Here is a 22,268-nt window from a genome sequence, read left to right as displayed (position 1 = left end):
AGGTTGTGGTCGGGGTGATGCATTCATGGCCCATTCACGCGGATGGGATTAGCCCATGTCGATGATGCCGGTCGAACCGATCCTCGCTTTCGCGCTCATGACCTCGCCGCCGATGCCGATCATCCGCATCGACGATGCGACGCCGATGTCCTGCCTTTCCTCGGATGAAACGCGCGATGCTGTTGCCGACGGCCGGGTGATGCAGCCGGCCGAAGCCTCGCGCCATGCCCGCCATGCGGCTCCAGGCGAAGTTGTCCGCATCAGGCTCTGTCGGCAGGGCGACGATTTCGTCTATGTCGTCACGACGCTGAAACGCGACGGGCGCGTTGCACGCGTGACGCTGGAAGGACAATCCGGCAAGATTGCCACCATCCGCTGACTGCTTGCCGGCATCTGCACAAACTGGAGCGAACCCACCGTGAGACTGCTCGTCGTCGAGGACGACAAGGACCTCAACCGCCAGATCGTGACCGCTCTGGAGAACGCCGGCTACGCCGTCGACAAGGCTTTCGACGGCGAGGAGGGGCTCTATCTCGGCGAGACCGAGCCCTATGACGCCGTCATTCTCGATCTCGGCCTGCCGAAGGTCGATGGTGTCGCGGTGCTGCAGGGCTGGCGCCGGGCTGGCAAGACCATGCCGGTGCTGATCCTGACGGCGCGCGACCGCTGGAGCGACAAGGTTGGGGGCTTCGATGCCGGCGCGGACGACTATGTCGTCAAGCCGTTCCATGTCGAGGAGCTTCTGGCACGCGTCCGCGCCTTGCTGCGCCGCGCGGCCGGCCATGCCACATCGGAACTCGTCTGCGGACCGGTTCGGCTCGATACGCGGGCAAGCCGCGTGGTGGTCGATGGCAACCCGGTGAAGCTGACCTCGCACGAGTATCGGCTGCTCTCCTACCTGATGCACCATCAGGGGCGGGTCGTTTCGCGCACCGAATTGGTCGAGCACCTCTACGACCAGGATTTCGATCGCGATTCCAACACGATCGAGGTTTTTGTCGGCCGCTTGCGCAAGAAGCTCGGGGTCGACGTCATCGAGACCGTCCGGGGCCTCGGCTACATCGCCGCTGCTCCGGAAAAGGTCTGATCGCGGGAGATGGTCCTCAAATCCCATCGTTATTCGCTGGGAGCGCGGCTCTTTCTCTCGGCGGCGTTTTGCTGCGTCCTCATCCTGGTCCTGGCCGGTGTCGGCCTGACCACCTTCTACCGCCGCTCGGCCGAGCGCGGCTTCGACGAGCGGCTCTCGGTCTATATCAAGCAACTCGTCGCCGATCTCGCCGCGCCGCCCGAAACGGAGCGCCAGACGGTCGGTGATCTCGGCGAGCCGCGCTTCGACCTGCCGCTGACCGGCTGGTACTGGCAAATCACCCGCCTCGATGGCGAGCGGCCCAATGTGCGCGCGTCACGGTCACTGGTCGGTGGCCAGCTGCCGAAGCTCCTCGACCAGTCGATCGCGCCCAACAGCCGCGGTCTGCGGGAGAGCTATGTTTCCGGCCCGGACGATCGCCAGCTGCGCATTCTCGAGCGCGAGATCGATGTCGGCGAGGACGGTCGCTTCACCGTTGCCGTCGCCGCGCCGGCCGATGAGATCGAAGGCGATATCCAGGATTTCCGCTTCGCGCTGGCGATGACCTTCCTGCTGCTCGGCCTTGCGCTTGTCGCCTCGACGCTAGTCCAGGTCCGGTTCGGCCTGCGGCCGCTGGTGCGCCTGCGGACCGCCGTCGGTTCGGTAAGGACGGGCGAGAGCCCGCGCATCGCGGGCCAGTACCCGCCCGACCTCGCGCCGCTCGCGAGCGAACTCAATCAGTTGATCGACGCCAATCACGAGATTCTCGATCGCGCCCGCACGCAGGTCGGCAACCTCGCTCATGCCCTCAAGACGCCGCTCAGCGTCATGATGAACGAGGCAGGTTCGGGCGAAGGGCAACTCCCGCAGACCGTTCGGACACAGACCGCGATCATGCGGGATCAGGTCCAGTATTATCTCGATCGGGCGCGGGCCGCTGCGCTGTCCGGCGCGTTGGGCGGCGTCACCGAGGTGGTTCCGTCGCTTGAAGCGCTCCTGCGGACATTCATGAAGATCTCCCAGGACAGGGAGATCGCCGGCTCGCACGCCGTTCCGAAGACGCTGCGCTTCCGCGGCGAGAAGCAGGATTTCGAGGAAATGCTCGGAAACCTGCTCGACAATGCCTTCAAATGGGCGTCGTCGAAAGTCGAGGTCTCGCTGGAGAGTGGCAAGGCCGATGACAATGAGAAGATGGCGTTGCTGATCGACGACGATGGTCCAGGCCTCCCGCATGGTGCCATGGCGGAAGTGCTGAAGCGCGGCCGCCGGCTCGACGAGGCGACACCGGGGTCCGGCCTCGGATTGTCGATTGTCGTCGATCTCGCCAAGCTCTATGGCGGCGAGCTGACGCTGCAGCGTTCGCCGTTGGGCGGGTTGCGCGCGCGGCTCGTCTTGCCTTCGATCTAGATCAAATCCAAGCCCGCGTGACCCTTTGTCGCCATGAACTCGACCGGCCGATTCGCTAAGAACACCCTATGATGATCTGGACGATCTTTGCGGCAATGACGGGAGCGGCGATCTTCGCCTTGCTCCGGCCGCTCAGTCACGGCCAGCTTCAGGATTTCGCCGATATAGCGGATGCCAAGAGCCTCTATCGCGCGCAGCTCAAGGAGATCGACCGCGATCTCGGCCGCAAGCTGATCGCCGAGTCGGAAGCGGAAGCGACGCGTGCCGAGGCGGCGCGCCGCCTGCTGCGGGCCGCCAACGACGAGGTGGGCCCTTCGGGCGAGACCGAGCCGTCCCTGCGGCGCCGCCGTGCCAGCTCGGCCCTGATGCTGTCGGTCGTGCCGCTACTCGCCTTGCTGGTCTACGGGCTCTACGGCTCGCCGGGCTTCTCCGACCAGCCGCTGGCCGCGCGGCTCGAGAAGGCCGGGCCGCAGCAGGATTTCGCCGTTGTCCTGGCGCGTATGGAGGCCCATCTTGCGGCCAATCCGACCGACGCCAAAGGCTGGTCCCTGATCGCGCCGATCTATCTGAGACAGGGACGCTACGACGAGGCAGTCAAGGCTTTCGCGGCGACAGTTCGCTACGGCAAGCCCGACACCGATCTGCTCGCCGGGCTCGGCGAGGCCCGCATTCTCGAAGCCGGTGGCATCGTGACGGCGGCTGCGCGGGAAGCCTTGGCGGAAGCGGTCAAGCTCGACCCGAGCAACGCGCGGGCGCGCTACTATCTCGCCGTCGGCAAGGAGCAGGACGGCGATGGGGAAGGCGCGTTGTCCGCTCTGCAGCAGCTCCTCGCCGATGCGCCCCCGCAAGTGGAATGGGCCGCTGCCGTGCGCGCCCGTATCGAGCAGATGCAGGCCGATGCCGGGCGCAAGGCGGTCGCGGCTTTGCCGGAGGCCGAACGTCAGCAGGCGATCAAGGGCATGGTGGACGGCCTGGCCGCGCGGCTGGCCGGTGGCGGCGGAACGCTGCCCGAATGGAGCCGCCTGATCCGCGCCCGCGCCGTCCTCGGCGATCGGGACGCCGCGGTGCAGGCGGTGAAGACGGCGCGCGAGCGGCTGTCGCAGGATCAGGCAGCACTTGCGGCCATCGATGCCCTGGCCGATGAATTGGCCTTGAAGGAAGCCAAGCCGTGAGTGTCGCCCAGCCCACCCGCCCCATGCCGGCCAAGCGCCGCCTGACCCGGAAGCAGCGCCGCCTTGCGCTGATCGCGGCGGCCGGCGCCGTGCTGTTCTTCGCGGCCGGGCTCGTGCTCTTCGCCATGCGCGACACGATCGTGTTCTTTTACGGCCCGACGGAGATCGTCGAGAAGGGCGTAGCTCCCGGCACCCGCATGCGCCTCGGCGGCCTTGTCGAGACGGGCTCCGTCCAGCGCGGGCCGGGCCAGCGCGTCTCCTTCGCGATCACCGACAGCAAGACCGCCATGAAGGTCAGCTATGACGGGTTGCTGCCGGATCTGTTCCGCGAGGGGCAGGGCGTCGTCACCGAGGGCGTCTTCGAAGGGGCAGGGCGCTTCAAGGCGGATTCGGTGCTGGCCAAGCATGACGAGACCTATATGCCGCGCGAGGTTGCCGACACGCTGAAGAAGCAGGGGCACTGGCAGCCCGGCGGCCCCGGCGCACCCGCCGCGCCAGCGGCCAAGCCATGAGCCGGTCATGATCGTCGAGATCGGTCATTACGCGCTGGCGCTCGCGCTCGGCGTCTCCGTCATCCAGACGCTGGTGCCGTTCTGGGGCGTCGTGCGGCATGACAGGGCGCTGGCGTCGGTCGGCAGCAGCGCGGCGCTGATCAGCTTCGCGCTGGTCGCGCTGTCGTTCGCGGCATTGGTCGCATCCTATGTCCGCTCGGATTTCTCGGTGGCGAACGTCGTCGCGAACTCCCATTCGACGCAGCCGCTGATCTATAAACTCACCTCGGTCTGGGGCAACCACGAGGGCTCGATGCTGCTCTGGGTGCTGATCCTGACCCTGTTCGGGGCGCTGGTCGCGCTGTCGCGCAACTCGCTGCCGCCGCGGCTGCGGGCCGGGACGCTGGCCGTGCAGGGGCTGGTGGCCGTGGCCTTCCTCGCCTTTCTGCTGCTGACCTCGAACCCGTTCCAGCGCCTGATGCAGGCCCCGGCGGAAGGGCAGGATCTCAACCCGATCCTGCAGGACCTCGGGCTCGCGATCCATCCGCCGCTGCTCTATATCGGCTATGTCGGCTTCTCGATCACCTACGCCTTCGCCGTCGCCGCCCTGATCGACGGACGGATCGACGCGATGTGGGCGCGGGCCGTCAGGCCCTGGACGCTGCTGGCCTGGACCTTCCTGACGCTGGGCATCGCGATGGGCTCCTACTGGGCCTATTACGAATTGGGCTGGGGCGGCTGGTGGTTCTGGGACCCGGTCGAGAACGCCTCCTTCATGCCTTGGCTCGCCGGCACGGCCCTGATCCATTCGACCGTGGTGATGGAGAAGCGCGACGCGCTCAAGGTCTGGACGATCCTGCTCGCGATCCTGACCTTCTCGCTCTCGCTGCTCGGCACCTTCATCGTTCGTTCCGGCGTGCTGACCTCGGTGCACTCCTTCGCCAGCGATCCGGCGCGGGGCCTGTTCATCCTCTTCATCCTGGTCTTCTTCGTCGGCGGCTCGCTCGCACTCTTCGCCTGGCGCGCACCTCTGCTGCGGCAGGGCGGGCTGTTCGCGCCGATCTCCCGGGAGGGGGCGCTGGTCGTCAACAACATCTTCCTCGCCACGGCCTGCGCCACCGTTTTCGTCGGCACGCTCTATCCGCTCGTCCTGGAGATGCTGACCGGCGACAAGATCTCGGTCGGCGCGCCCTTCTACAACGCGACCTTCATCCCGGTGATGGTGCCGTTGCTGCTGGTCCTGCCGATCGGCCAGTCGCTCGCCTGGAAGCGCGGTGATCTGCTCGGCGCCGCGCAGCGCAATGCTGCCGCCTTCGGGGTCGCGGTGCTGACCTCACTCGCCGTGATCGCCTTCACCCGTGGCGGGCCGGTTCTGGCGCCCCTCGGCGTCGGGCTCGGCGTCTTCCTGATCCTCGGCGCGGCCGTCGATCTAGGCGAACGTATCGTCACGCGAGCCAGCGGCTGGAAGGCGGTGCTGTCGCGCGCCAAGGGCCTGCCGCGCTCTGCCTGGGGCACGGCGCTGGCGCATGCCGGCATCGGAGTGAGCATCATCGGCATCGCGGCTGCCGCCTGGAGCAGCGAGGCGATCACGGTCCTCAAGCCGGGCGAGCGGCTGACGAGCGGGCGCTATACGGTCGTGCTGGAGGGTGTCACGCCCCGGACCGGGCCGAATTTCCGCGCCGAAGTCGCCCGCTTCCAGCTCTTTTCGGGTGATCGGGAGCTCGCGCCGCTTGAGGCGTCCAAGCGCGTCTATACGGCCCGGGGAATGCCGACGACGGAAGCGGGAATTCGGACCGACGGGCTGAGCCAGGCCTATGTCAGCCTCGGCGAGGCGCAGGATGGCGGTGTCGCCGTGCGGCTCTACGACAAGCCGCTGATCCTGCTGATCTGGATCGGCTCGATCATCATGGCCATGGGTGGCTGCCTTTCGCTCACTGACCGGCGCTTCCGGCTGGCGGCTCCGAAGCGTGCCGCGCCGGCCGTGGCGGCACCGCAGCCGGCGGAGTAGGCCGATGCGCCGGATCATCCTCGCCATCGGCATCGCATTGTTTGCGGTCACGGCTGCATTGGCTGTGCAGCCCGACGAAGTGCTGCCGAACCCAGCGCAGGAGCAGCGCGCGCGCGCCATTTCCGGTGGTCTGCGCTGTCTCGTCTGCCAGAATCAGTCGATCGACGATTCCGACGCGCCGCTGGCGCGCGACCTGCGCATCCTCGTCCGGGAAAGGCTCGTCGCCGGCGACACCGACAAGGCGGTGGTCGATTTCGTCGTCGCCCGCTACGGCGATTTTGTGCTGCTGCGACCGCCGTTCAATGCGCACACGGCTTTGCTCTGGGCGGCGCCTTTTGCAATTCTGCTCTTCGCCTTCATCTTTGTCTGGCGCCTGGCCCGTCGACGCCCGGCTCCGGCCGTGGAACCCGTGCGGCTCTCGGCCGAGGAAGAGGCCAAGGTTGCGGCCTTGGTCGAGTCGGAGGACAGCCCTAGTAGGTGAGCCTGCAGGAACGCATCAGCTCCTGCGCAAAGACATGCTCGCTGGCCCCGGATACGCCATACATGACTCGTCCGTTCTGGGACGGCTGCGGGGAAGCATAAACGGCATAGATACGAGCAAAGCAGGCTGCACTGCTGCCTGAATAGCCGTGGCGGGCGGCCAGGCCGAGGCCAATACGTTGGGCAATGGCTGGGGAATGCCCGGTCCCGCCGCCTCGGGCCGTTTGCCGCGCCGCCATATCCTGCAGCCGGTCGATGCCGCAGCGGGAGCGCTGTTCCGCATTGTAGGCGGGGGTCGAGGCTGCGTACCAACCGCGCCGGCCGTTCGGCTTCTCGACGACGACCGCATGCTTCGCGAAGACGCGGGCGTAGCAGTCGGCGTTTTCATATCCCCGCGCCTGCGCCACCCGCAGTCCGGCGCTATAGGCTGAGCCCTGCTGCGCGAGGGCCGGCCCACCGAGGCAGGCCGCGACAAACGAAATTCCCCAGCTGATACGCATCGGCATCCCCCATCCCAGAGACAGGGGGCACCGCCGGGCCGGCGGCCGTCAAGACGGTGCGCGCGGTCTTGCAATTGAATCTTACGAAACCGTCATGTTCAGGCCAAAACCGCGTAAGGCGGCCGGCATCATGGTCCTCGTCACGAACAGGGGAGAAAACCCTGACGCTCACGAGGTTCAAATTATGACGACACAGAACGAGACCCGTAAGTCCATCCTCAAGCGCGGCGCCCTTCTCGCCGGCACCGCTATCCTGGGCATCGGCCTGGCCGCCGGCATCGCCGACAGCGCCCTGATGCAGAATCACAACGCTATTGCACAGCCGATCCAGCTCTCGGGCACGCAGAGCGCGCTGCCTTCCTTTGCCGATCTCGTCGACAAGGTGAAGCCCGCGGTCGTCTCCGTCCGCGTCAAGACGCAGGCCGCAGCGGCCAGCGACGAGCAGAACCTGGACGATCTGCCGCCGCAGCTGCGCCGCTTCTTCCGCGAGCCCGGCGAGAACGACCGTCCGAACAAGCCGCAGCCGCGCCAGGGCATGGCCCAGGGCTCGGGCTTCTTCGTCAGCCAGGACGGCTATGTCGTGACCAACAACCACGTCGTCGAGAACGCCGTGGAGGTCCAGCTCGTCACCGACTCCGGCAAGACGCTGGACGCCAAGGTCGTCGGCACCGATCCGCGCACCGATCTCGCCCTGTTGAAGGTCAAGGACGCCGGTGACTACGCCTATGTGAAGCTCTCCGACGGCAAGGCGCGCATCGGCGATTGGGTGCTGGCGATCGGCAACCCCTTCGGCCTCGGCGGCACGGTCACGGCCGGCATCGTCTCGGCCCAGGGGCGCGACATCGGCTCGGGTCCCTATGACGACTTCATCCAGATCGACGCGCCGATCAACCGCGGCAACTCGGGCGGCCCGACCTTCAACCAGAACGGCGAAGTCGTCGGTGTGAACACCGCGATCTACTCGCCTTCCGGCGGCAATGTCGGCATCGCCTTCGCGATCCCGGCCTCCACCGTCAAGCAGGTGGTGGACTCGCTGAAGAAGGATGGCACGGTGGCGCGCGGCTTCATCGGCGTGCAGATCCAGCCGGTCACGGGCGAGATGGCCGATGCCATCGGCCTGAAGGAAGCGAAGGGCGCGCTGGTCGCCGAGGCGCAGGGCAATGGCCCCGCCGCCAAGGCCGGTATCCGCCGCGGCGACACCATCACTGCGGTCAATGGCGAGGTGATCAAGGACGCACGCGACCTCTCCCGCAAGATCGCGACTTTCGCCCCTGGCTCCAAGGCCACGATCACCCTGTTCCGCGAAGGCAAGTCCCGTGACGTGACCTTCGAGGTTGGCCGCCAGCCCGCGGCGTAGAGCGGGATCCAGGCAGGTTGAAGCAACCTGCCCGGTAAAGCCGCCTCTAGGATTTGGGGAAACCGCGTAGTCCGGTCGGATTGTGCAGCAAGCCGACCGGCGCGGGGCCCCAGCGAAGCAGGCAGGTCTCTTCGGTTTTCTGTCGCCCCAGCCGAGGGACAAGCCGTCGCGGCGGCAGGCCGGATGCGTATCCTCCGGCCTGCCGTTTTTTGTTTTCGAAGCACTTGCGAGTGAAGTGAAAACCGGCTCGCCTGAAGAAAAAGCGATAAGCAAAAATACAGAGCGAAGGCCGGTCCGTTTGGATCGGCGTTTGCTCTGAGCTAGGTTCGACCCATGCGACTCCTGATCGTCGAAGATGATGCCGAGGCTGCGGCCTATCTGACCAAGGCGTTCCGCGAGGTCGGCCACGTCGCCGACCATGCCGCGGACGGCCTGCAGGGCTATGCCATGGCCGAGGGCGGCGGCTACGACGTGCTGGTCGTCGACCGCATGCTGCCCCGCCTCGACGGGCTTTCCCTGATCCGCTCCTTGCGCGAACAGAAGGATGAGACGCCGGCGCTCATCCTGTCGGCGCTGGCCCAGGTCGACGACCGGGTGAAGGGGCTGCGCGCCGGCGGCGATGACTATCTGCCCAAGCCCTATGCCTTCTCCGAGCTGCTGGCCCGCGTCGAGGTGCTGGCGCGCCGCCGTGGTGCGCCCGCCTCGGAGCCGACCACCTACCGCGTCGGCGAGCTGGTGCTCGATCGACTCGCTCATCGCGTCACTCGCGAGGGGCAGGAGATCGTCCTCCAGCCGCGCGAGTTCCGCCTGCTCGAATATCTGATGAAGCATGCCGGGCAGGTCGTTACGCGCACCATGCTGCTCGAGAACGTCTGGGACTATCACTTCGACCCCCAGACCAATGTCATCGACGTGCATGTCAGCCGCCTGCGCGCCAAGGTCGACAAGGGCTTCGAGCAGCCGATGATCCACACCATCCGCGGCGCGGGATACATGGTCCGTGACAACGCCCGCTGATGCTCCCGCACGACGGCGCCAGAAGTTCTTGCCGACCCTGTTCCGCACGACGGCCTTCAAGCTGACGGCGGCCTATCTCGTCATCTTCGCACTCTTCGCCGCCTTCGTGCTCGGCTATGTCGCCTGGAACGCGCAGCGCCTGCTGACCGACCAGATCCGCTCGACCATCGATGCCGAGATCCAGGGCTTGGCCGAGCAGCAGCGCCAGGGCGGCATCCGCCGGCTGGTCAACATCATCGAGCGCCGCTCGCGCGGACCCGGCGCCTCGCTCTATCTCGTCACGACGCCGGTGGGCGAGCGCATCGCCGGCAATGTCGAGGCTATCCCGCCTGGTACGCTCGATCGCACCGGCGAGAGCGAGATCGAATACGCTCGCTCCAGCGAAACGGTCGATACGCCGAGCCATGCGCTCGTGCGCGTCTTCATGCTGCCGGCCGGGTTCCGCCTCCTCGTCGGCCGCGATCTGGAGGAGCGTGATCGGCTTGGCGCCGTGATCCGCCGTGCCGCCGGCTGGTCGGCGGCGCTGGTCTTCATTCTCGGCTGTTTTGCAAGCTGGTTTGTGGCGCGCCGCGTGCTGAAGCGCATCGACGGCATGAGCGAGACTGCGCATGGCATCATGGAAGGTGACCTGAAGGGGCGCCTCGCCATTACCGGCACGGGCGATGAGCTTGATCGCCTCGCGCTGAACCTCAACGCCATGCTGGACCGTATCGGGGAGCTGATGGCGGGCATGCAGCAGGTGACCGACAACATCGCCCATGACCTCAAGACACCGCTGACCCGCCTGCGCAACCGGGCCGAGGAGGCGCTGCGCAGCGCCAAGTCTCCCGATGAGCTGCGCGCTTCGCTCGACGGGGCAATCGAGGAAGCGGACAACCTGATCCGCGTCTTCAACGCCTTGCTGATGCTGGCACGGCTGGAGGCCGGCCGCGTCAGCGAGAACATGGCCGAGCTCGATCTTTCGGAGATCGTCTCGGGAATGGCGGAACTCTATGAGCCGCTCGCCGAGGAAGCCGGGCTCGCGCTCGTCGGAGAGGTCGAACCGGATCTGCGGATCGTCGGAAACCGCGAGCTGGTCGGGCAGGCCATCGCCAATCTGATCGACAACGCCCTGAAATACGGCGGCCCCGAACAGGGCGGGGACGGTACCGTGACCATCGCCGCGAGGCGCAACGGAGCCGAGATCGAACTTTCCGTGGCCGATCACGGGCCAGGCATCCCGGAAGCCGACCGCGGCCGCGCGCTCGACCGCTTCGTGCGCCTCGACACCAGCCGCAGCAAGCCCGGCTTCGGGCTGGGCCTGTCGCTGGCATCCGGTGTTGTGCGTCTGCATGGCGGCCACCTCAGCCTTGAAGACAACGCTCCCGGGCTGCGCGTCGTCATCACCCTGCCGATGGCCGAGTCCAAGTCTGTGGAAACGCAGCCGGCTCCCGAGGCTCAAAGCTCGACAGCCGTCGCAAACCCTGCTGGCGTGCCGTCCTCCTGAGGAGGAAGGTGTGTGATGGCTGAGCGGCTCTGTGACAGGCTGGATGCGGCGCCGGTCTTGCCGGCACGCGCCAAGGCCGAGGCGCTGCTGGCGCGCGAGCTGATCGAGCGGCTGCATGACGAGGCGGCGGCAGAGGCGCTCAAGGCTCATCTGGCCGAGCATCCGCGCAGCGCTGCGCTGGTTGCGGGCGTGCTGGCGCATTCTCCGTTCCTCTCCCAGGTCATGCGTTTCGATCCGGAGGCGCTGCTCGCCTGCCTGGTGCAGGCGCCGGAGGCGCGCCGCGACGCGCTGCTCGCCCGGATCGAAGCCTTCGCCGCGGCCGGGTGCGAGACCTCGGACCTGATGCGCGAGCTGCGCCGCTTCCGCCGCGCCATGGCGCTCCTGATCGCGCTTGCCGACATCGGCGGCGTCTGGAATGTCGAGACCGTGACGGCAGCGCTGACCGCGACCGCCGACATGGCCGTGCGCCTCGCGACCAACCATGTGCTGCGCCAGGCCGCCGATCTCGGGCGGATCAACCTGGCCGATCCGGTCAATCCGGGGCCCGGCTCTGGCCTCGTCGTGCTGGCGCTCGGCAAGCACGGCGCTGGGGAACTGAACTACTCGTCCGATATCGACATCGTCGTCTTCTTCGATCCCGAGGCGGCGGAGGCGGCTGGCGTCAGCGAACCGTCGAGCTTCTTCGTCAAACTCACCCAGCAGATCGCCCGCATCATTCAGGAGCGCACGCCGGACGGCTACGTCTTCCGCGTCGACCTGCGGCTGCGACCCGACCCGGCCTCGACCCATGTCGCGATCGCGCTGCCATCAGCCTATTCCTACTACGAGACGGTCGGCCAGAACTGGGAACGCGCCGCCATGATCAAGGCGCGCCCGATCGCCGGCGATACCGAGCTCGGCCAGCGCTTCATCAAGGATCTCGCCCCCTTCATCTGGCGCAAATATTTCGATTTCGCGACCATCGCCGACATCCATGCGATGAAGCGCCAGATCCAGACGGTGAAGGGCCACGAGACCATCGCGGTCGCCGGTCACAATGTGAAGCTCGGCCGCGGCGGCATCCGCGAGATCGAGTTCTTCGTCCAGACGCAGCAACTCGTCTTCGGCGGCCGTCGCCCGGCGCTGCGGGGGCCGCGCACGCTCGATATGCTCAAGGAGCTGACGAACGAAGGCTGGATCACGCCGGCGGCTCGCGACGAGCTTTCCGAATCCTATCGCTGGCTGCGCACGATCGAGCACCGCCTGCAGATGCGCGACGACGAGCAGACGCAGACCCTGCCCAAGCCGGCGGGAGACCTCGACGCCTTCGCCCGCTTCTGCGGCTATGCCAACGCCGCCGCCTTCGGCAAGGCGCTGACGGCCCATGCCCGGCGTGTCGAGGGTCACTATGCCCTGCTGTTCGAGGAGGGGCCCAGCCTCGCCTCGGAAGCCGGGACGCTCAGCTTCACCGGCTCCGAGCCTGATCCCGAGACGGTCCAAACACTCGGCAGGCTCGGCTTCCGGGATGGCATGACGGCGGCGGAGACGGTGCGCGGGTGGCATTTCGGCCGCCGCGCTGCGGTCACCAGTGCTCGCGCCCGCGAGGTGTTGACGGAATTGACCCCCGCGCTGCTCGTCGCGCTTGGCCGCACTGCCGATCCCGACGGCGCGCTCGCCCATCTCGACAATGCGTTCGTTCGCATGCCTGCGGCAGTCGAATTGCTGACGCTGCTGCGCTCGCATGATTCCCTGCTGACGCTCTTCACCGAGATCCTCGGCAGTGCGCCGCGCCTGGCCAAGGTCGCAGCCCTGCACCCGCATGTGCTCGACGGCGTCATCGACCCGGCTTTCGGGCAGGCGGTCCTCGACGTCGACACCCTGGAGCGCCGTATCCGGGCTCATGTCGGCTCGCCGCCGCCCAGCGTCGAGGACGGGCTCGACCGGCTGCGCGACGCCGCCCGACAGGAGAATTTCCTCGTCGGCGCGCGCCTGCTTTCGGGCGTCTACGCGGCCGAGGGGGCGGGACAGGCTTATTGCGCCGTGGCCGAAGCCTGCCTGCGCGTTGCCTTTGCCAATACGCGATCTTCCTTCACGGCCGATCACGGCGCGATCGAAGGGGCCGAGACCGTCGTGCTCGGCCTCGGGCGGCTCGGCGCTGGCGAGCTCACGCCGTCATCCGACCTCGATCTCATCCTGCTCTACGACCGGCCCGATGATGCGGCGCCGAGCGACGGCGCCAAGAGCCTCGACCCGGTGACGTGGCATATCCGCTTCACCCAGCGCCTCGTTGCGGCGCTGACGGTGCCGACGCGGCGCGGCACGCTTTTTCAGGTCGACATGCGCCTGCGCCCGACCGGGAACAAGAGCCCCGCGGCCACGCAGTTTGCGGGCTTCGAGGCCTATCACGCGGGCGAGGCGGAGATCTGGGAGGAGATGGCGCTCACCCGTGCTCGCGTCGTCGCAGGTGACGCCGGGCTGGCGAAGCGGGCGGAAGCCTCGATCCGCGCGATCCTCTCCCGCAAGCGCGAGCCCGCCAAGGTTGCGGCTGCCGTGGCCGAGATGCGGGCCCTGATCGCCAGGGAGAAGGGAGAAAAAGATGCCTGGGATCTGAAGCTGGCGGCCGGCGGGCTGACCGATCTCGACTTCCTCGCCCAATTCCTGCTGCTGGCCTATGCCAGCGACCATCCCGGGCTGATCGTCAACGATACGGCTTCGGTCTTCGTCGCCGCGCGCGCCGCCGGTCTGCTTTCGGAAGCGGATGCCTCGGCGCTTCTGGAGGCGCACCGCCTGATCGGCGACGTCCAGCTCTGGCAACGCTTCACCGTCGAGGAAGCCTTCGATCCCAAGGCGGTGCCGCCTCGCGTGCTGCGGCGGATCGCGACGGCTGTCGGAAGACCCGACGCCAAGGTGTTGAAGGCGGAGCTCGACGAGGTCCGCTCCGGCGTGCGGGCGATCTTCACCCGCATCCTGTCGCAGGCGAAGGCTGGCTGAGCCTTACGCCGCCTGCGCGGTGACGCGCTCGGCACCGCCGTCGAGCGGCAGGTGGACCATGACGATCGTCCCGGCGCCCATCGCCGAGCGCAGCCTGAGCGAGCCGCCATGCAGCTCGGCCAGCGAGCGCGCGATGGCGAGACCCAGGCCCGAGCCCTTGTAGCTGCGCACCAGATCGCCCTCGACCTGCTCGAAGGGCCGGCCGACGCGGTCGATCTTCTCCTTCGGGATGCCGATGCCGGTGTCCTCGATGAAGATGTTGAGCGCGCCGGGCACATGGCGGGTACGCACCGCGATCCGGCCGCCTTCCGGCGTGAACTTGGCGGCGTTGTCGAGCAGGTTGCTGAGGATCTGGTAGAGCGCGTGCGGATCGGCCTCGAGATGGGTGTCGAGCGGGCCTTCGAGATTGACGATGAGCTGCTTGCGCTCGATCTCCGGCTGCACCTTGAGCAGGGCCTGATCCAGCACCGGGCCGATGGCGATCTCCGACTTCTCCAGCCGCATCTTGCCGGATTCGATGCGCGACATGTCGAGAATGTCGTCGATGATGCCGAGCAGGTAGCCGCCGCTGGAGCGGATGTCGCGGACGTAGTCGGTGTATTTCTCGCCGAGCGGACCGAACAGCCCGTTCTCCATGATCTCGGAGAAGCCGATGATGGCATTGAGCGGCGTGCGCAGCTCATGGCTCATATTGGCGAGGAATTCGGATTTGGCGCGGTTGGCGCTTTCGGCACCGGCCTTCTGCTCGAGATAGCGTTCGGCGAGATCCGCAAGCTGCTGGGCCTGGGTTTCGAGCTTCTGGCGTGAGGCCTTGAGGTCCGTGACATGGGTCATGAGCTGGTGCTCGGACTGGGTCAGCCGCTCTTCCTGCTGCTTCAGCTTGGTGATGTCCGTGCCGACGGAGACCGAGCCGCCGTCCTTGGTGCGCCGGCCGTTGATCTGGAGCCAGCGCCCGTCGGAGAGCCGCGCCTCGTAGGAGGTGGCGCCGGCGGCGCCGCGCTGGACGCGCATCGGCTCCTGGTCGATCTGCGGCTGGGCGGAGCGCGCCATGATCTCGTCATAGCTCATGCCGGATTGCAGGGCATCGGCGGGGAGCTGGTGGAGCTGTTGGTACTTGGCGTTGCAGAGGATCAGCCGGTTGTCGGCATCCCACAGAACGAAAGCCTCCGAGATCGCCTCGACCGCGTCGCGCAGGCGGGCATCGGCGGTTGCGGTGCGCTCGGCCATGCGGCGTTGCTCGGAGATGTCGACGACGATGCCGACGAGGTGGCGCGAGCGGGTGCGGCGGTCGATGACGAGCTCGGCGCGGGCCTTGAGCCAGATCCACTCGCCCGAGATGGCGCGAACCCGGAATTCCTGATCGAGATGGCTGGCCTCGCCGCGGCTCACCGCATCGGCGATGGCATAGAGGTCGACGTCATCGTGATGGATGAAGCTGCTGACCTCGCCGAAGGACATGTATTCGCCGGCGCGGTCGTAGCCGAGCAGGGCATACATCGAATCCGACCAGTAGATGCGGCCGCGGGCGAGATCCCAATCCCAGAGGCCGCAATGGCCGCGGTTGAGGGCGGTGTCGATGCGTTCGCGCACGCAGTCGCAATCCTCGTCGGCGGCACGGGCGCGCTTCGACTGCAGCATGAAGGCCAGCGTGATGACGCCGAGGACGAGCCCCGCCGCGCCGAACAGAATGGCGAGGCCGGAGCGGCGGATCTGCCAGACGGAGAGGGCGCGCGAGACCGGTTGCAGCACGGCGACCTGGCCGAGCGGGGCGGCGAGGTTGCGCACGCTGGCGAAGACGTCGGTGCCGTTGGGCAGGGTGATGCGCATCACGCCGGCGCGGTCCCCGAAGACGGTGAGCGGCTGGGTCTGGCCAAGGAAGTCGGTGAGCGTGCGCTGCGTCTGGCCGATCACCGGCTCGCTGGCGATCACGCGCCCGTCGGCGCCGCTGACATGGACGATGCGGCCATGAGCGGCGAGGTGGCGGGCTGTGAGGCCGGCGAGAACCGCCGCCGGCTCTTTGCCGGCGAGCGTCGCCGTGTCGAGCTCCCGGGCGACCAGCGCGGAAACCAGATCCATGTCTCCGGCGGCATCGATCAGCGCGTCGTCGCGCATCGCAGAGGTCTGCATGATCGCGCCGGCGCCGAGGATGACGAGGAAGAGCCCGACGAGGACGGGGATGGCGGTCCGGAGCGCGGGCTCGAAACCCTCGAAGCGCTGATACAACGGATGGGTCAGCGACCTCGCTACACCCAGAATCGTATCGGCGCGCACGGATGCGCAATCCGCGTTGGCACGCGACATGCCCGTCCCCCTTCGGAAAACTTTACCGTCAGTAAGATCGGGAGACGTGCCGCATCCCCGCGAATCACCGTCAGTTGAATCCGAGAGGCCGATTTTGTCTAGCCCTGAGTTGAGTCAGTTGCTTCGAATTCTCCTTTAGGTTGTGCTGTTTATCCAATGAATCCTGTGCGGGTAATGAAACGTTAATAAATTGGACAGGTCGGCGTTAACCTTTGGGAATATGGGTCACGCGAGGGCCCTTTCGGCGATGTCGGCGACATCCCGCGACAGGTTCGGCATCCGTGCGACGGTGCTCAACGCCTCCTGTGCCAGCCGCTTGCGGCCGGGCTCCAGCATGCGCCAGCTCTTGAACGAGCCGAGCAGGCGCGAGGCGACCTGCGGGTTGGTCTTGTCCAGCGCGATGACGATGTCGCAGACGAAGTCGTAGCCCTCGCCGTCGGCGCGGTTGAACTGGGTGAGATTGGCTGCGAAGCCGCCGATCAGCGCCCGCACCCGGTTCGGATTGCCGAGCGAGAAGGCGGGATGCTGCATCAGTTGCTTAACCCGTTCCAGCGTCTCGGGCTCGGGGATCAGCGCCTGCGCCATCAGCCATTTGTCGAGGACGAGCGGCTCGCCTGCATAGGCTGCGGCGAAGCGGGCGATCAGGGCTTCGCGCCGCTCTCCGGGGATCAGTGTCATCGCTGCCAGTGCCGCAAGCCGGTCGGTCAGGTTGTCGGCGGTAGCGAATTGCTCCTCGCACAGGCCGGCGCCCTCGGCCGGGGTGGCAAGTGCGGCGAGCCCGAGCAGCTCGTTGCGAAGCGCGCGATGCCCGGCGGAGGCGGCATCAGCCTTGTAGGGGCCCTTTGTCGCCAGCGCCTCCCGCAAGCCAGACAACTGCGGGAGAAGGGACGTTCCGATCGCGGCCGATAGGCTGCGATGGGCTTTGAAGATCGCGTCCGGATCGACGTCGCGGCCGATCTCGCGCGCGATGTCGGCCGGTGCCGGCAGGCGCAGCACCTGCGCGGCAAAGGCGGGATCCGCAAGCGCTTCGGCTTTGAGGAAGCCGTCGAGCGCCTGGCCGAGCTCGCCGGCCGTCGCGGTCAGCGCGCTGCGATCCGCGCCAGGCTTGCCGGCGGCGACGAGGGCGCGGGTGGCGACGGTCTGCAGAGCCTGCCAGCGATTGAAGGAATCGCTGTCTGCCGAGAACAGCCGCGCGAGATCGCCGTCGGAGAGGTCGAGTTCCAGCCGCGCGGGCGCGGAGAAGCCGCGCAGCAGCGACGGGATCGGCGGCTCGGAGACGTTGTCGAAGGTGACGGAGAGCGCGGCGCTGTCGAGGATGACGAGGCCGTCGCCGGCATAGGCGTTCGATTGCGTCTGCAGCGGCAGATCGCCCCCGGCCCCGACAAGGCCGAGCTTGATCGGCAGGACCACCGGTTGCTTGTCGTTCTGGCCGGGCGTCTGCGGCGTGCTCTGGGCGAGGTCGAGCGTATAGCGCCGGGCAGCCGCGTCGTAGCGGCCCGAGGCGACGATGGTAGGCGTGCCGGCCTGCTCATACCAGCGCGCGAAATGGCTGAGGTCCTTGCCGGAGCTTTCCGCAAAGCAGGCGAGGAACTCCTCGATCGTCGCTGCCGTGCCGTCGCAGCGCTCGAAATAGAGGTCCATGCCGCGCCGGAAGGCGTCGTCGCCGATCAGGACCTTCAGCATGCGGATGACCTCCGCGCCCTTCTCGTAGACGGTCGGCGTGTAGAAGTTGTTGATCTCCTTGTAGGCGCGCGGCCGCACCGGATGGGCGAGGGGGCCGGCATCCTCGGAGAACTGGGTCGAGCGCAGGGTGCGGACATCGGCGATGCGCTTCACCGGGCGCGAGCGCTCGTCGGAGGAGAATTCCTGGTCGCGGAAGACGGTCAGCCCTTCCTTCAGGCAGAGCTGGAACCAGTCGCGGCAGGTGATGCGGTTGCCGGTCCAGTTGTGGAAGTACTCATGCGCGATGATCGCCTCGATCGAGGCATAGTCGCCGTCGGTCGCGGTCTGCGGGTCGGCCAGGACGTATTTGTCGTTGAAGATGTTCAGGCCCTTGTTCTCCATCGCGCCCATGTTGAAGTCCGACACGGCGACGACGTTGAACACGTCGAGATCGTAGTTGCGGCCGAAGACCTTCTCGTCCCAGCGCATGCAGCGCACCAGCGAATCCAGCGCCCAGCCGGCCCGTCCCGCCTTGCCCGGCTCGACATAGACGGCGAGCTCGACCTTGTGGCCGTCGGCGGTGACGTAGTCCTGCCGGACATGGTCGAGCGCACCGCCAACCAGCGCAAAGAGATAGGCCGGCTTCGGATGCGGGTCGTGCCACATCGCGAAATGCCGGTCGGTGCCCGGCACCTCGCCGGTGGCGATGAGGTTGCCGTTGGAGAGCAGCACCGGCGCCTCGGCCTTCGCCGCCTCCAGCCTGACCGTGTAGACGCTCATCACGTCGGGCCGATCGAGGAAATAGGTGATGCGGCGGAAGCCGTCCGCCTCGCACTGGGTGCAATAGACCTTCGACGAGCGGTAGAGCCCCATCAGCTTCGTGTTGGCGGAAGGATCGACCTCGGTCTCGATCGTGAGCGTGAAATCATGCGGCGGGCTCGGGATCGTCAGCGCCTGCGGCGTCACTGTATAGGCGGAAGCATCGAGCGGCTTGCCGTCGAGGGCGAGCGATTTCAGCGTCAGCTCGTCGCCGTCGAGCTTGAGCGGTGCGCCGGGCTGTCCTTCCGGATTGGGGCGCAAAGCGAGCAGGGCGCGCACGCGCGTCTTCTGCGGTTGCAGGCTGATATCGAGATCGACCGTGTCGATCAGCCAGTCGGAGGGACGGTAATCCTCGAGACGGATCAGCGGAGCATCGTCGTTGCGCATGGAAACCCTGATGGCGAAGGTCAGGGAGCGTTTCTAGAGCATGCCGGCCTGGGATGGAAACATGCCGTCATGCTCGGGCTGGACCCGAGCATCTCGTGACGAAAGAGATTCCGATGCATCTTCCGGCCGGAGATTCTCGGGTCTGCGCTTCGCTGTGCCCGAGAATGACGGCGGGAGCGCTCACACGACTGGCGAAACCGCCGGCTCGGCATGGCTGACCAGCCGGCAGACCTGGGGGCGCGCGATCCGCACGGCCCGCTCGATTGCGTCGACGGCGTCATGCACGGCCGCCACGTTCAGGGTCGGGTCGACGCGGCAGTGATAGTTCACCACCAGCCCCTTGGCGGTCTGGCGCACGCGCACGCTGTGGATGTCGTGGATCGGGCCGTCGAGCTTCGCGGCCTCGCCGGCGAGAGCCTTGCCGATGTCCTCGACCGTCTCCCAGGCGGCGTTGTGGCCGTGGGGTTGGCCGGTCTCCATCGGCTCGATATGGGTCTCGACCTCCGTCTCTCCGCCGAATTCGGCCCGGATCGCATTTTCGAGCCGGGTCGCGATCTCGTGCGCCTCGCCAAGGGGCAGATTGGCATCGACCTCCATGTCGAGGCTGACCGAGAGCTTGTCGCCGATGCTGTGGACGGTGACGTGGTGCACCGGGATCTTCAGCTTGAGCGCGATCAGGAGCACGCGTTCGAGCACCGTCTCGTCGTCGACCTGCACGGGATCGGCGGTGATCGTGATTTCAGAATCCGGCTCGGCTTTCAGCAGCGCTCCGCCAAGTTCGGCCTTGATCGCGGTGACGCGCTCGAGCGGCAGCGTCCGCGAGACGCTGATGCCGATCTCGCCATGGACGCGCCCGCCAGCGGGCCGGACCCGGAGCCAGTTGATCCCGACCACCCCCGGCACGCGCCGCGCGGCCTCGCGCAGCTTTTCGCCGACTCCTTCGGGGGCGGCGTCCATCAGCGTGTCGAGGACGCGGCGGGCCAGCCTAAAGGCCGAGAAGGCGGTGTAGGCAGCGATGGCGAAGGCGGCCGCCGTGTCGGCGCGCTCGAAGCCGTACCAGACGCCGATGAGGCCGGCGAGCACGAGCGCCGAGCCGACGAAGTCGGCCGAGAAATGTGTGGCTTCACCGGCGAGCGCCTCGCTGCCGGTCTCCTTGGCAACCCGGGTGAGCGAGCGCCAGCGAATGGCATCGACCGTCATCGAGAGCAGCATCACGCCGATGACCAGCGGCGTCACCGCGACATGCTCGATCAGGTTGTTCCACAGCCGGCTGCCGGCCTCCCACAGGATCGCGCCGGCCAGCGTGAACAAGATCGCGGTCTCGACCAGCGCCGCCAGCGCCTCGACCTTGCCATGCCCGTAGTGGTGCTCGTCGTCGGCGGGCTTGTCCGAGGCGCGCACGGCGAACCAGGTGAACAGCGTCGAGCCGACATCGACCAGCCCCTGAAGCGCGTCGGTCAGCAGGGCGAGCGAGCCGGAAATGATGGCGCCGACGATTTTCGCTGCCGTGAGCAGGATGGTCGCCATCACCGAGAGGATCGCGGCGCGCTGCTTGATCTGTGCGATCTGGGCGGGCGTGGCGCGCTCAGGCGGCGCCGTCACCGGGCCGTCTTGCGTTGTCGTCATGGCTCGTCCTGCTTGGCGTACCTTGGAACGCGGCAGCTCTTGCCCGAATTAGGGAAAGGATCAACCCTGTTCCCGCACAACGAGGATGAACGATGCGATATCTCCACACCATGGTCCGCGTGACCGATCTCGATCAGGCGCTTGATTTCTACGTCAACAAGTTCGGGCTGGTCGAAACCCGCCGCATCGAGAACGAGAAGGGCCGTTTCACCCTGGTCTTCCTCGCCGCGTCGGACGATCTGGCCGAGGCCAAGGCCGGCGCCTCCCGCGGCCGCCCGACGCTCGAGCTGACCTATAACTGGGACCCTGAAGCCTATACCGGCGGGCGCAATTTCGGCCATCTCGCCTATGAGGTCGACGATATCTACGCGACCTGCGAGAAGCTGATGAAGGCCGGCGTCACCATCAACCGGCCGCCGCGCGACGGCAACATGGCCTTCATCCGCTCGCCCGACAACATCTCGATCGAGCTGCTCCAGAAGGGCGATCCGAAGCCTGTGGCCGAGCCCTGGGCCAGCATGCCGAACACCGGGGCCTGGTGAGATCTTGGCCGGCGTCTTCTGCCTCGGGATCGCCACGCTCGACTATGTCTACAGCGTCGAGACCATGCCGACCCGCGGCGAGAAATACCGCTCACGCGGGCTCGCCGTGGTCGGCGGCGGCTGCGCCGGCAACGCCTCCGTCGCGATTGCGCGGCTAGGCGGCGCCTGCTGGCTGGCGACGCGCCTTGCCGACGACCTGACCGGCGACCAGATCGTCGCGGATCTGAAGGCAGAGGGTGTCGATGCCAGCTTCGCCCGCCGCGTCGCCGGCCTGACCTCGCCGGTCTCCGCGATCCTTGTCGATGCCGAAGGCGAGCGCATGGTGATCTCCCATTCCGACCCGGCAATGCCGGAGGATGTCGACTGGTTGCCGCCGCGCTTGCCGGAGGGGGCCGACGCCGTCCTCGCCGACACGCGCTGGGGCGAGGGGGCGCTGGCGGCGCTGAAGCTTGCTCGCGCCGCCGGTGTTCCCGGCGTGCTCGATGGCGACCGCAGGCCGCCTCATCCCGATCTCGTCGGAACGGCGAGCCACGTCGCCTTCAGCCAGCAGGCATTGCGCGAGCTCTCCGGTGAGGAGGATCCGCGAGCCGGGCTCGCCAAGGTGGCTGCGGGCGTCCCCAGCTGGCTGGCGGTGACGCTCGGCAAGGAGGGCGTGCTCCATGTCGAGCGGGGCGAGGTTCGTCACAGCCCCGCCTTTCCCGTCGAAACCGTGGATACTCTGGGGGCGGGGGATGTCTGGCACGGCGCTTTCGCCCTGGCGCTTGCGGAGGGGCAGCCGGAAGCCGCGGCGATCCGATTCGCCTCCGCCGCGGCCGCCATCAAGTGCACGCGCTTCGGCGGCCGCAGTGGTGCGCCCCGTCGCGACGAGGTCGAGCTCTTCTTGGCCCAGGCGTCGCGATAAACCCGATTGCCGGTGGGCGCTTCTGCGCCCGAGCTGCTGTTCGCCCGGCGACGCCCTCGGGGCGTCGCGTGCCCGT

Annotated in this window: 16 protein-coding genes and 1 pseudogene; 13 read left to right on the top strand and 4 right to left on the bottom strand. The window is 67.3% G+C overall.

The features are described 5' to 3' along the window. Positions 1-55 precede the first annotated feature (55 nt). The 7 genes from AB4Z10_RS01610 to AB4Z10_RS01580 all read left to right on the top strand — a co-directional run bounded on the left by AB4Z10_RS01610 (position 56) and on the right by AB4Z10_RS01580 (position 6,625). Positions 56-379 (top strand): PepSY domain-containing protein, encoded by a 324-nt coding sequence (locus AB4Z10_RS01610; protein ID WP_441468608.1) that lies wholly within the window; start codon positions 56-58, stop codon positions 377-379. Between the two features lie 39 nt (positions 380-418). Continuing rightward, positions 419-1,087, top strand: a complete 669-nt coding sequence (locus AB4Z10_RS01605) for a response regulator transcription factor (RefSeq protein WP_441468607.1) — start codon at positions 419-421, stop codon at positions 1,085-1,087. Positions 1,088-1,096: 9 nt separating this feature from the next. Next, positions 1,097-2,473 (top strand): sensor histidine kinase, encoded by a 1,377-nt coding sequence (locus AB4Z10_RS01600; RefSeq protein WP_441468606.1) that lies wholly within the window; start codon positions 1,097-1,099, stop codon positions 2,471-2,473. Positions 2,474-2,544: 71 nt separating this feature from the next. Continuing rightward, a complete protein-coding gene (ccmI, locus tag AB4Z10_RS01595) occupies positions 2,545-3,645 on the top strand; it encodes a c-type cytochrome biogenesis protein CcmI (protein WP_441468605.1) in 1,101 nt (366 codons plus the stop codon). 41 nt (positions 3,646-3,686) lie between these two features. Beyond that, the gene (gene ccmE, locus AB4Z10_RS01590) at positions 3,687-4,157 is read left to right on the top strand and encodes a cytochrome c maturation protein CcmE (RefSeq protein ID WP_441468962.1); all 471 of its coding nucleotides are present in this window, start codon (positions 3,687-3,689) and stop codon (positions 4,155-4,157) included. 7 nt (positions 4,158-4,164) lie between these two features. Further along, positions 4,165-6,144, top strand: a complete 1,980-nt coding sequence (locus AB4Z10_RS01585; protein ID WP_441468604.1) for a heme lyase CcmF/NrfE family subunit — start codon at positions 4,165-4,167, stop codon at positions 6,142-6,144. 4 nt (positions 6,145-6,148) lie between these two features. Then, positions 6,149-6,625: a cytochrome c-type biogenesis protein gene (locus tag AB4Z10_RS01580; protein ID WP_441468603.1), complete on the top strand. Its 477-nt coding sequence runs from the start codon at positions 6,149-6,151 to the stop codon at positions 6,623-6,625. On the opposite strand, the gene AB4Z10_RS01575 is transcribed toward AB4Z10_RS01580, so the two are convergent. Then, a complete protein-coding gene (locus tag AB4Z10_RS01575; RefSeq protein WP_441468602.1) occupies positions 6,615-7,130 on the bottom strand; it encodes a hypothetical protein in 516 nt (171 codons plus the stop codon). The genes AB4Z10_RS01580 and AB4Z10_RS01575 overlap by 11 nt on opposite strands. 289 nt (positions 7,131-7,419) lie before the next feature. On the opposite strand from AB4Z10_RS01575, the pseudogene AB4Z10_RS01570 reads away from it, so the two are divergent. From AB4Z10_RS01570 to AB4Z10_RS01555, 4 genes and pseudogenes are all read left to right on the top strand, one after another. Continuing rightward, a pseudogene (locus AB4Z10_RS01570) lies at positions 7,420-8,475 on the top strand (trypsin-like peptidase domain-containing protein); the annotation flags it as partial. A gap of 339 nt (positions 8,476-8,814) precedes the next feature. Then, the gene (locus tag AB4Z10_RS01565) at positions 8,815-9,498 is read left to right on the top strand and encodes a response regulator transcription factor (protein WP_149130308.1); all 684 of its coding nucleotides are present in this window, start codon (positions 8,815-8,817) and stop codon (positions 9,496-9,498) included. After that, the gene (locus AB4Z10_RS01560; protein ID WP_441468601.1) at positions 9,482-10,984 is read left to right on the top strand and encodes a HAMP domain-containing sensor histidine kinase; all 1,503 of its coding nucleotides are present in this window, start codon (positions 9,482-9,484) and stop codon (positions 10,982-10,984) included. Before AB4Z10_RS01565 ends, AB4Z10_RS01560 begins: the two co-directional genes overlap by 17 nt. A 15-nt stretch (positions 10,985-10,999) precedes the next feature. Then, positions 11,000-13,954, top strand: a complete 2,955-nt coding sequence (locus AB4Z10_RS01555; RefSeq protein WP_441468600.1) for a bifunctional [glutamine synthetase] adenylyltransferase/[glutamine synthetase]-adenylyl-L-tyrosine phosphorylase — start codon at positions 11,000-11,002, stop codon at positions 13,952-13,954. A 3-nt stretch (positions 13,955-13,957) separates the two neighbouring features. Here the strand turns inward: AB4Z10_RS01555 and AB4Z10_RS01550 are convergent, their stop codons facing one another. The 3 genes from AB4Z10_RS01550 to AB4Z10_RS01540 form a co-directional block, all read right to left on the bottom strand. Further along, on the bottom strand, positions 13,958-16,255 hold the full coding sequence (locus AB4Z10_RS01550; RefSeq protein ID WP_441468599.1) for a PAS domain-containing sensor histidine kinase: 2,298 nt from the start codon (positions 16,253-16,255) through the stop codon (positions 13,958-13,960). A gap of 225 nt (positions 16,256-16,480) precedes the next feature. Further along, a complete protein-coding gene (pepN, locus tag AB4Z10_RS01545; protein WP_441468598.1) occupies positions 16,481-19,123 on the bottom strand; it encodes an aminopeptidase N in 2,643 nt (880 codons plus the stop codon). Between the two features lie 180 nt (positions 19,124-19,303). Further along, entirely contained in the window at positions 19,304-20,749 is a 1,446-nt protein-coding gene (locus AB4Z10_RS01540) for a cation diffusion facilitator family transporter (protein ID WP_441468597.1), read from the bottom strand. Between the two features lie 92 nt (positions 20,750-20,841). Between AB4Z10_RS01540 and AB4Z10_RS01535 the strand changes: the two genes are divergently transcribed. Continuing rightward, positions 20,842-21,291, top strand: a complete 450-nt coding sequence (locus tag AB4Z10_RS01535) for a VOC family protein (RefSeq protein WP_441468596.1) — start codon at positions 20,842-20,844, stop codon at positions 21,289-21,291. A 4-nt stretch (positions 21,292-21,295) separates the two neighbouring features. Next, positions 21,296-22,192: a PfkB family carbohydrate kinase gene (locus AB4Z10_RS01530; protein WP_441468595.1), complete on the top strand. Its 897-nt coding sequence runs from the start codon at positions 21,296-21,298 to the stop codon at positions 22,190-22,192. Positions 22,193-22,268 lie beyond the last annotated feature (76 nt).

The organism is Allobosea sp. RAF48 (assembly GCF_052114025.1).
GTDB lineage: Bacteria > Pseudomonadota > Alphaproteobacteria > Rhizobiales > Beijerinckiaceae > Allobosea.
This window is presented reverse-complemented; position numbering and strand designations above follow the sequence as displayed.

Coding starts and splice junctions, on each gene's coding strand:
- AB4Z10_RS01610 (WP_441468608.1), top strand. CDS start 56: ATGTCGATGATGCCGGTCGAACCGATCCTCGCTTTCGCGCTCATGACC.
- AB4Z10_RS01600 (WP_441468606.1), top strand. CDS start 1,097: ATGGTCCTCAAATCCCATCGTTATTCGCTGGGAGCGCGGCTCTTTCTC.
- ccmI (WP_441468605.1), top strand. CDS start 2,545: ATGATCTGGACGATCTTTGCGGCAATGACGGGAGCGGCGATCTTCGCC.
- AB4Z10_RS01585 (WP_441468604.1), top strand. CDS start 4,165: ATGATCGTCGAGATCGGTCATTACGCGCTGGCGCTCGCGCTCGGCGTC.
- AB4Z10_RS01580 (WP_441468603.1), top strand. CDS start 6,149: ATGCGCCGGATCATCCTCGCCATCGGCATCGCATTGTTTGCGGTCACG.
- AB4Z10_RS01575 (WP_441468602.1), bottom strand. CDS start 7,130: ATGCCGATGCGTATCAGCTGGGGAATTTCGTTTGTCGCGGCCTGCCTC.
- AB4Z10_RS01565 (WP_149130308.1), top strand. CDS start 8,815: ATGCGACTCCTGATCGTCGAAGATGATGCCGAGGCTGCGGCCTATCTG.
- AB4Z10_RS01555 (WP_441468600.1), top strand. CDS start 11,000: ATGGCTGAGCGGCTCTGTGACAGGCTGGATGCGGCGCCGGTCTTGCCG.
- AB4Z10_RS01550 (WP_441468599.1), bottom strand. CDS start 16,255: ATGTCGCGTGCCAACGCGGATTGCGCATCCGTGCGCGCCGATACGATT.
- pepN (WP_441468598.1), bottom strand. CDS start 19,123: ATGCGCAACGACGATGCTCCGCTGATCCGTCTCGAGGATTACCGTCCC.
- AB4Z10_RS01540 (WP_441468597.1), bottom strand. CDS start 20,749: ATGACGACAACGCAAGACGGCCCGGTGACGGCGCCGCCTGAGCGCGCC.
- AB4Z10_RS01535 (WP_441468596.1), top strand. CDS start 20,842: ATGCGATATCTCCACACCATGGTCCGCGTGACCGATCTCGATCAGGCG.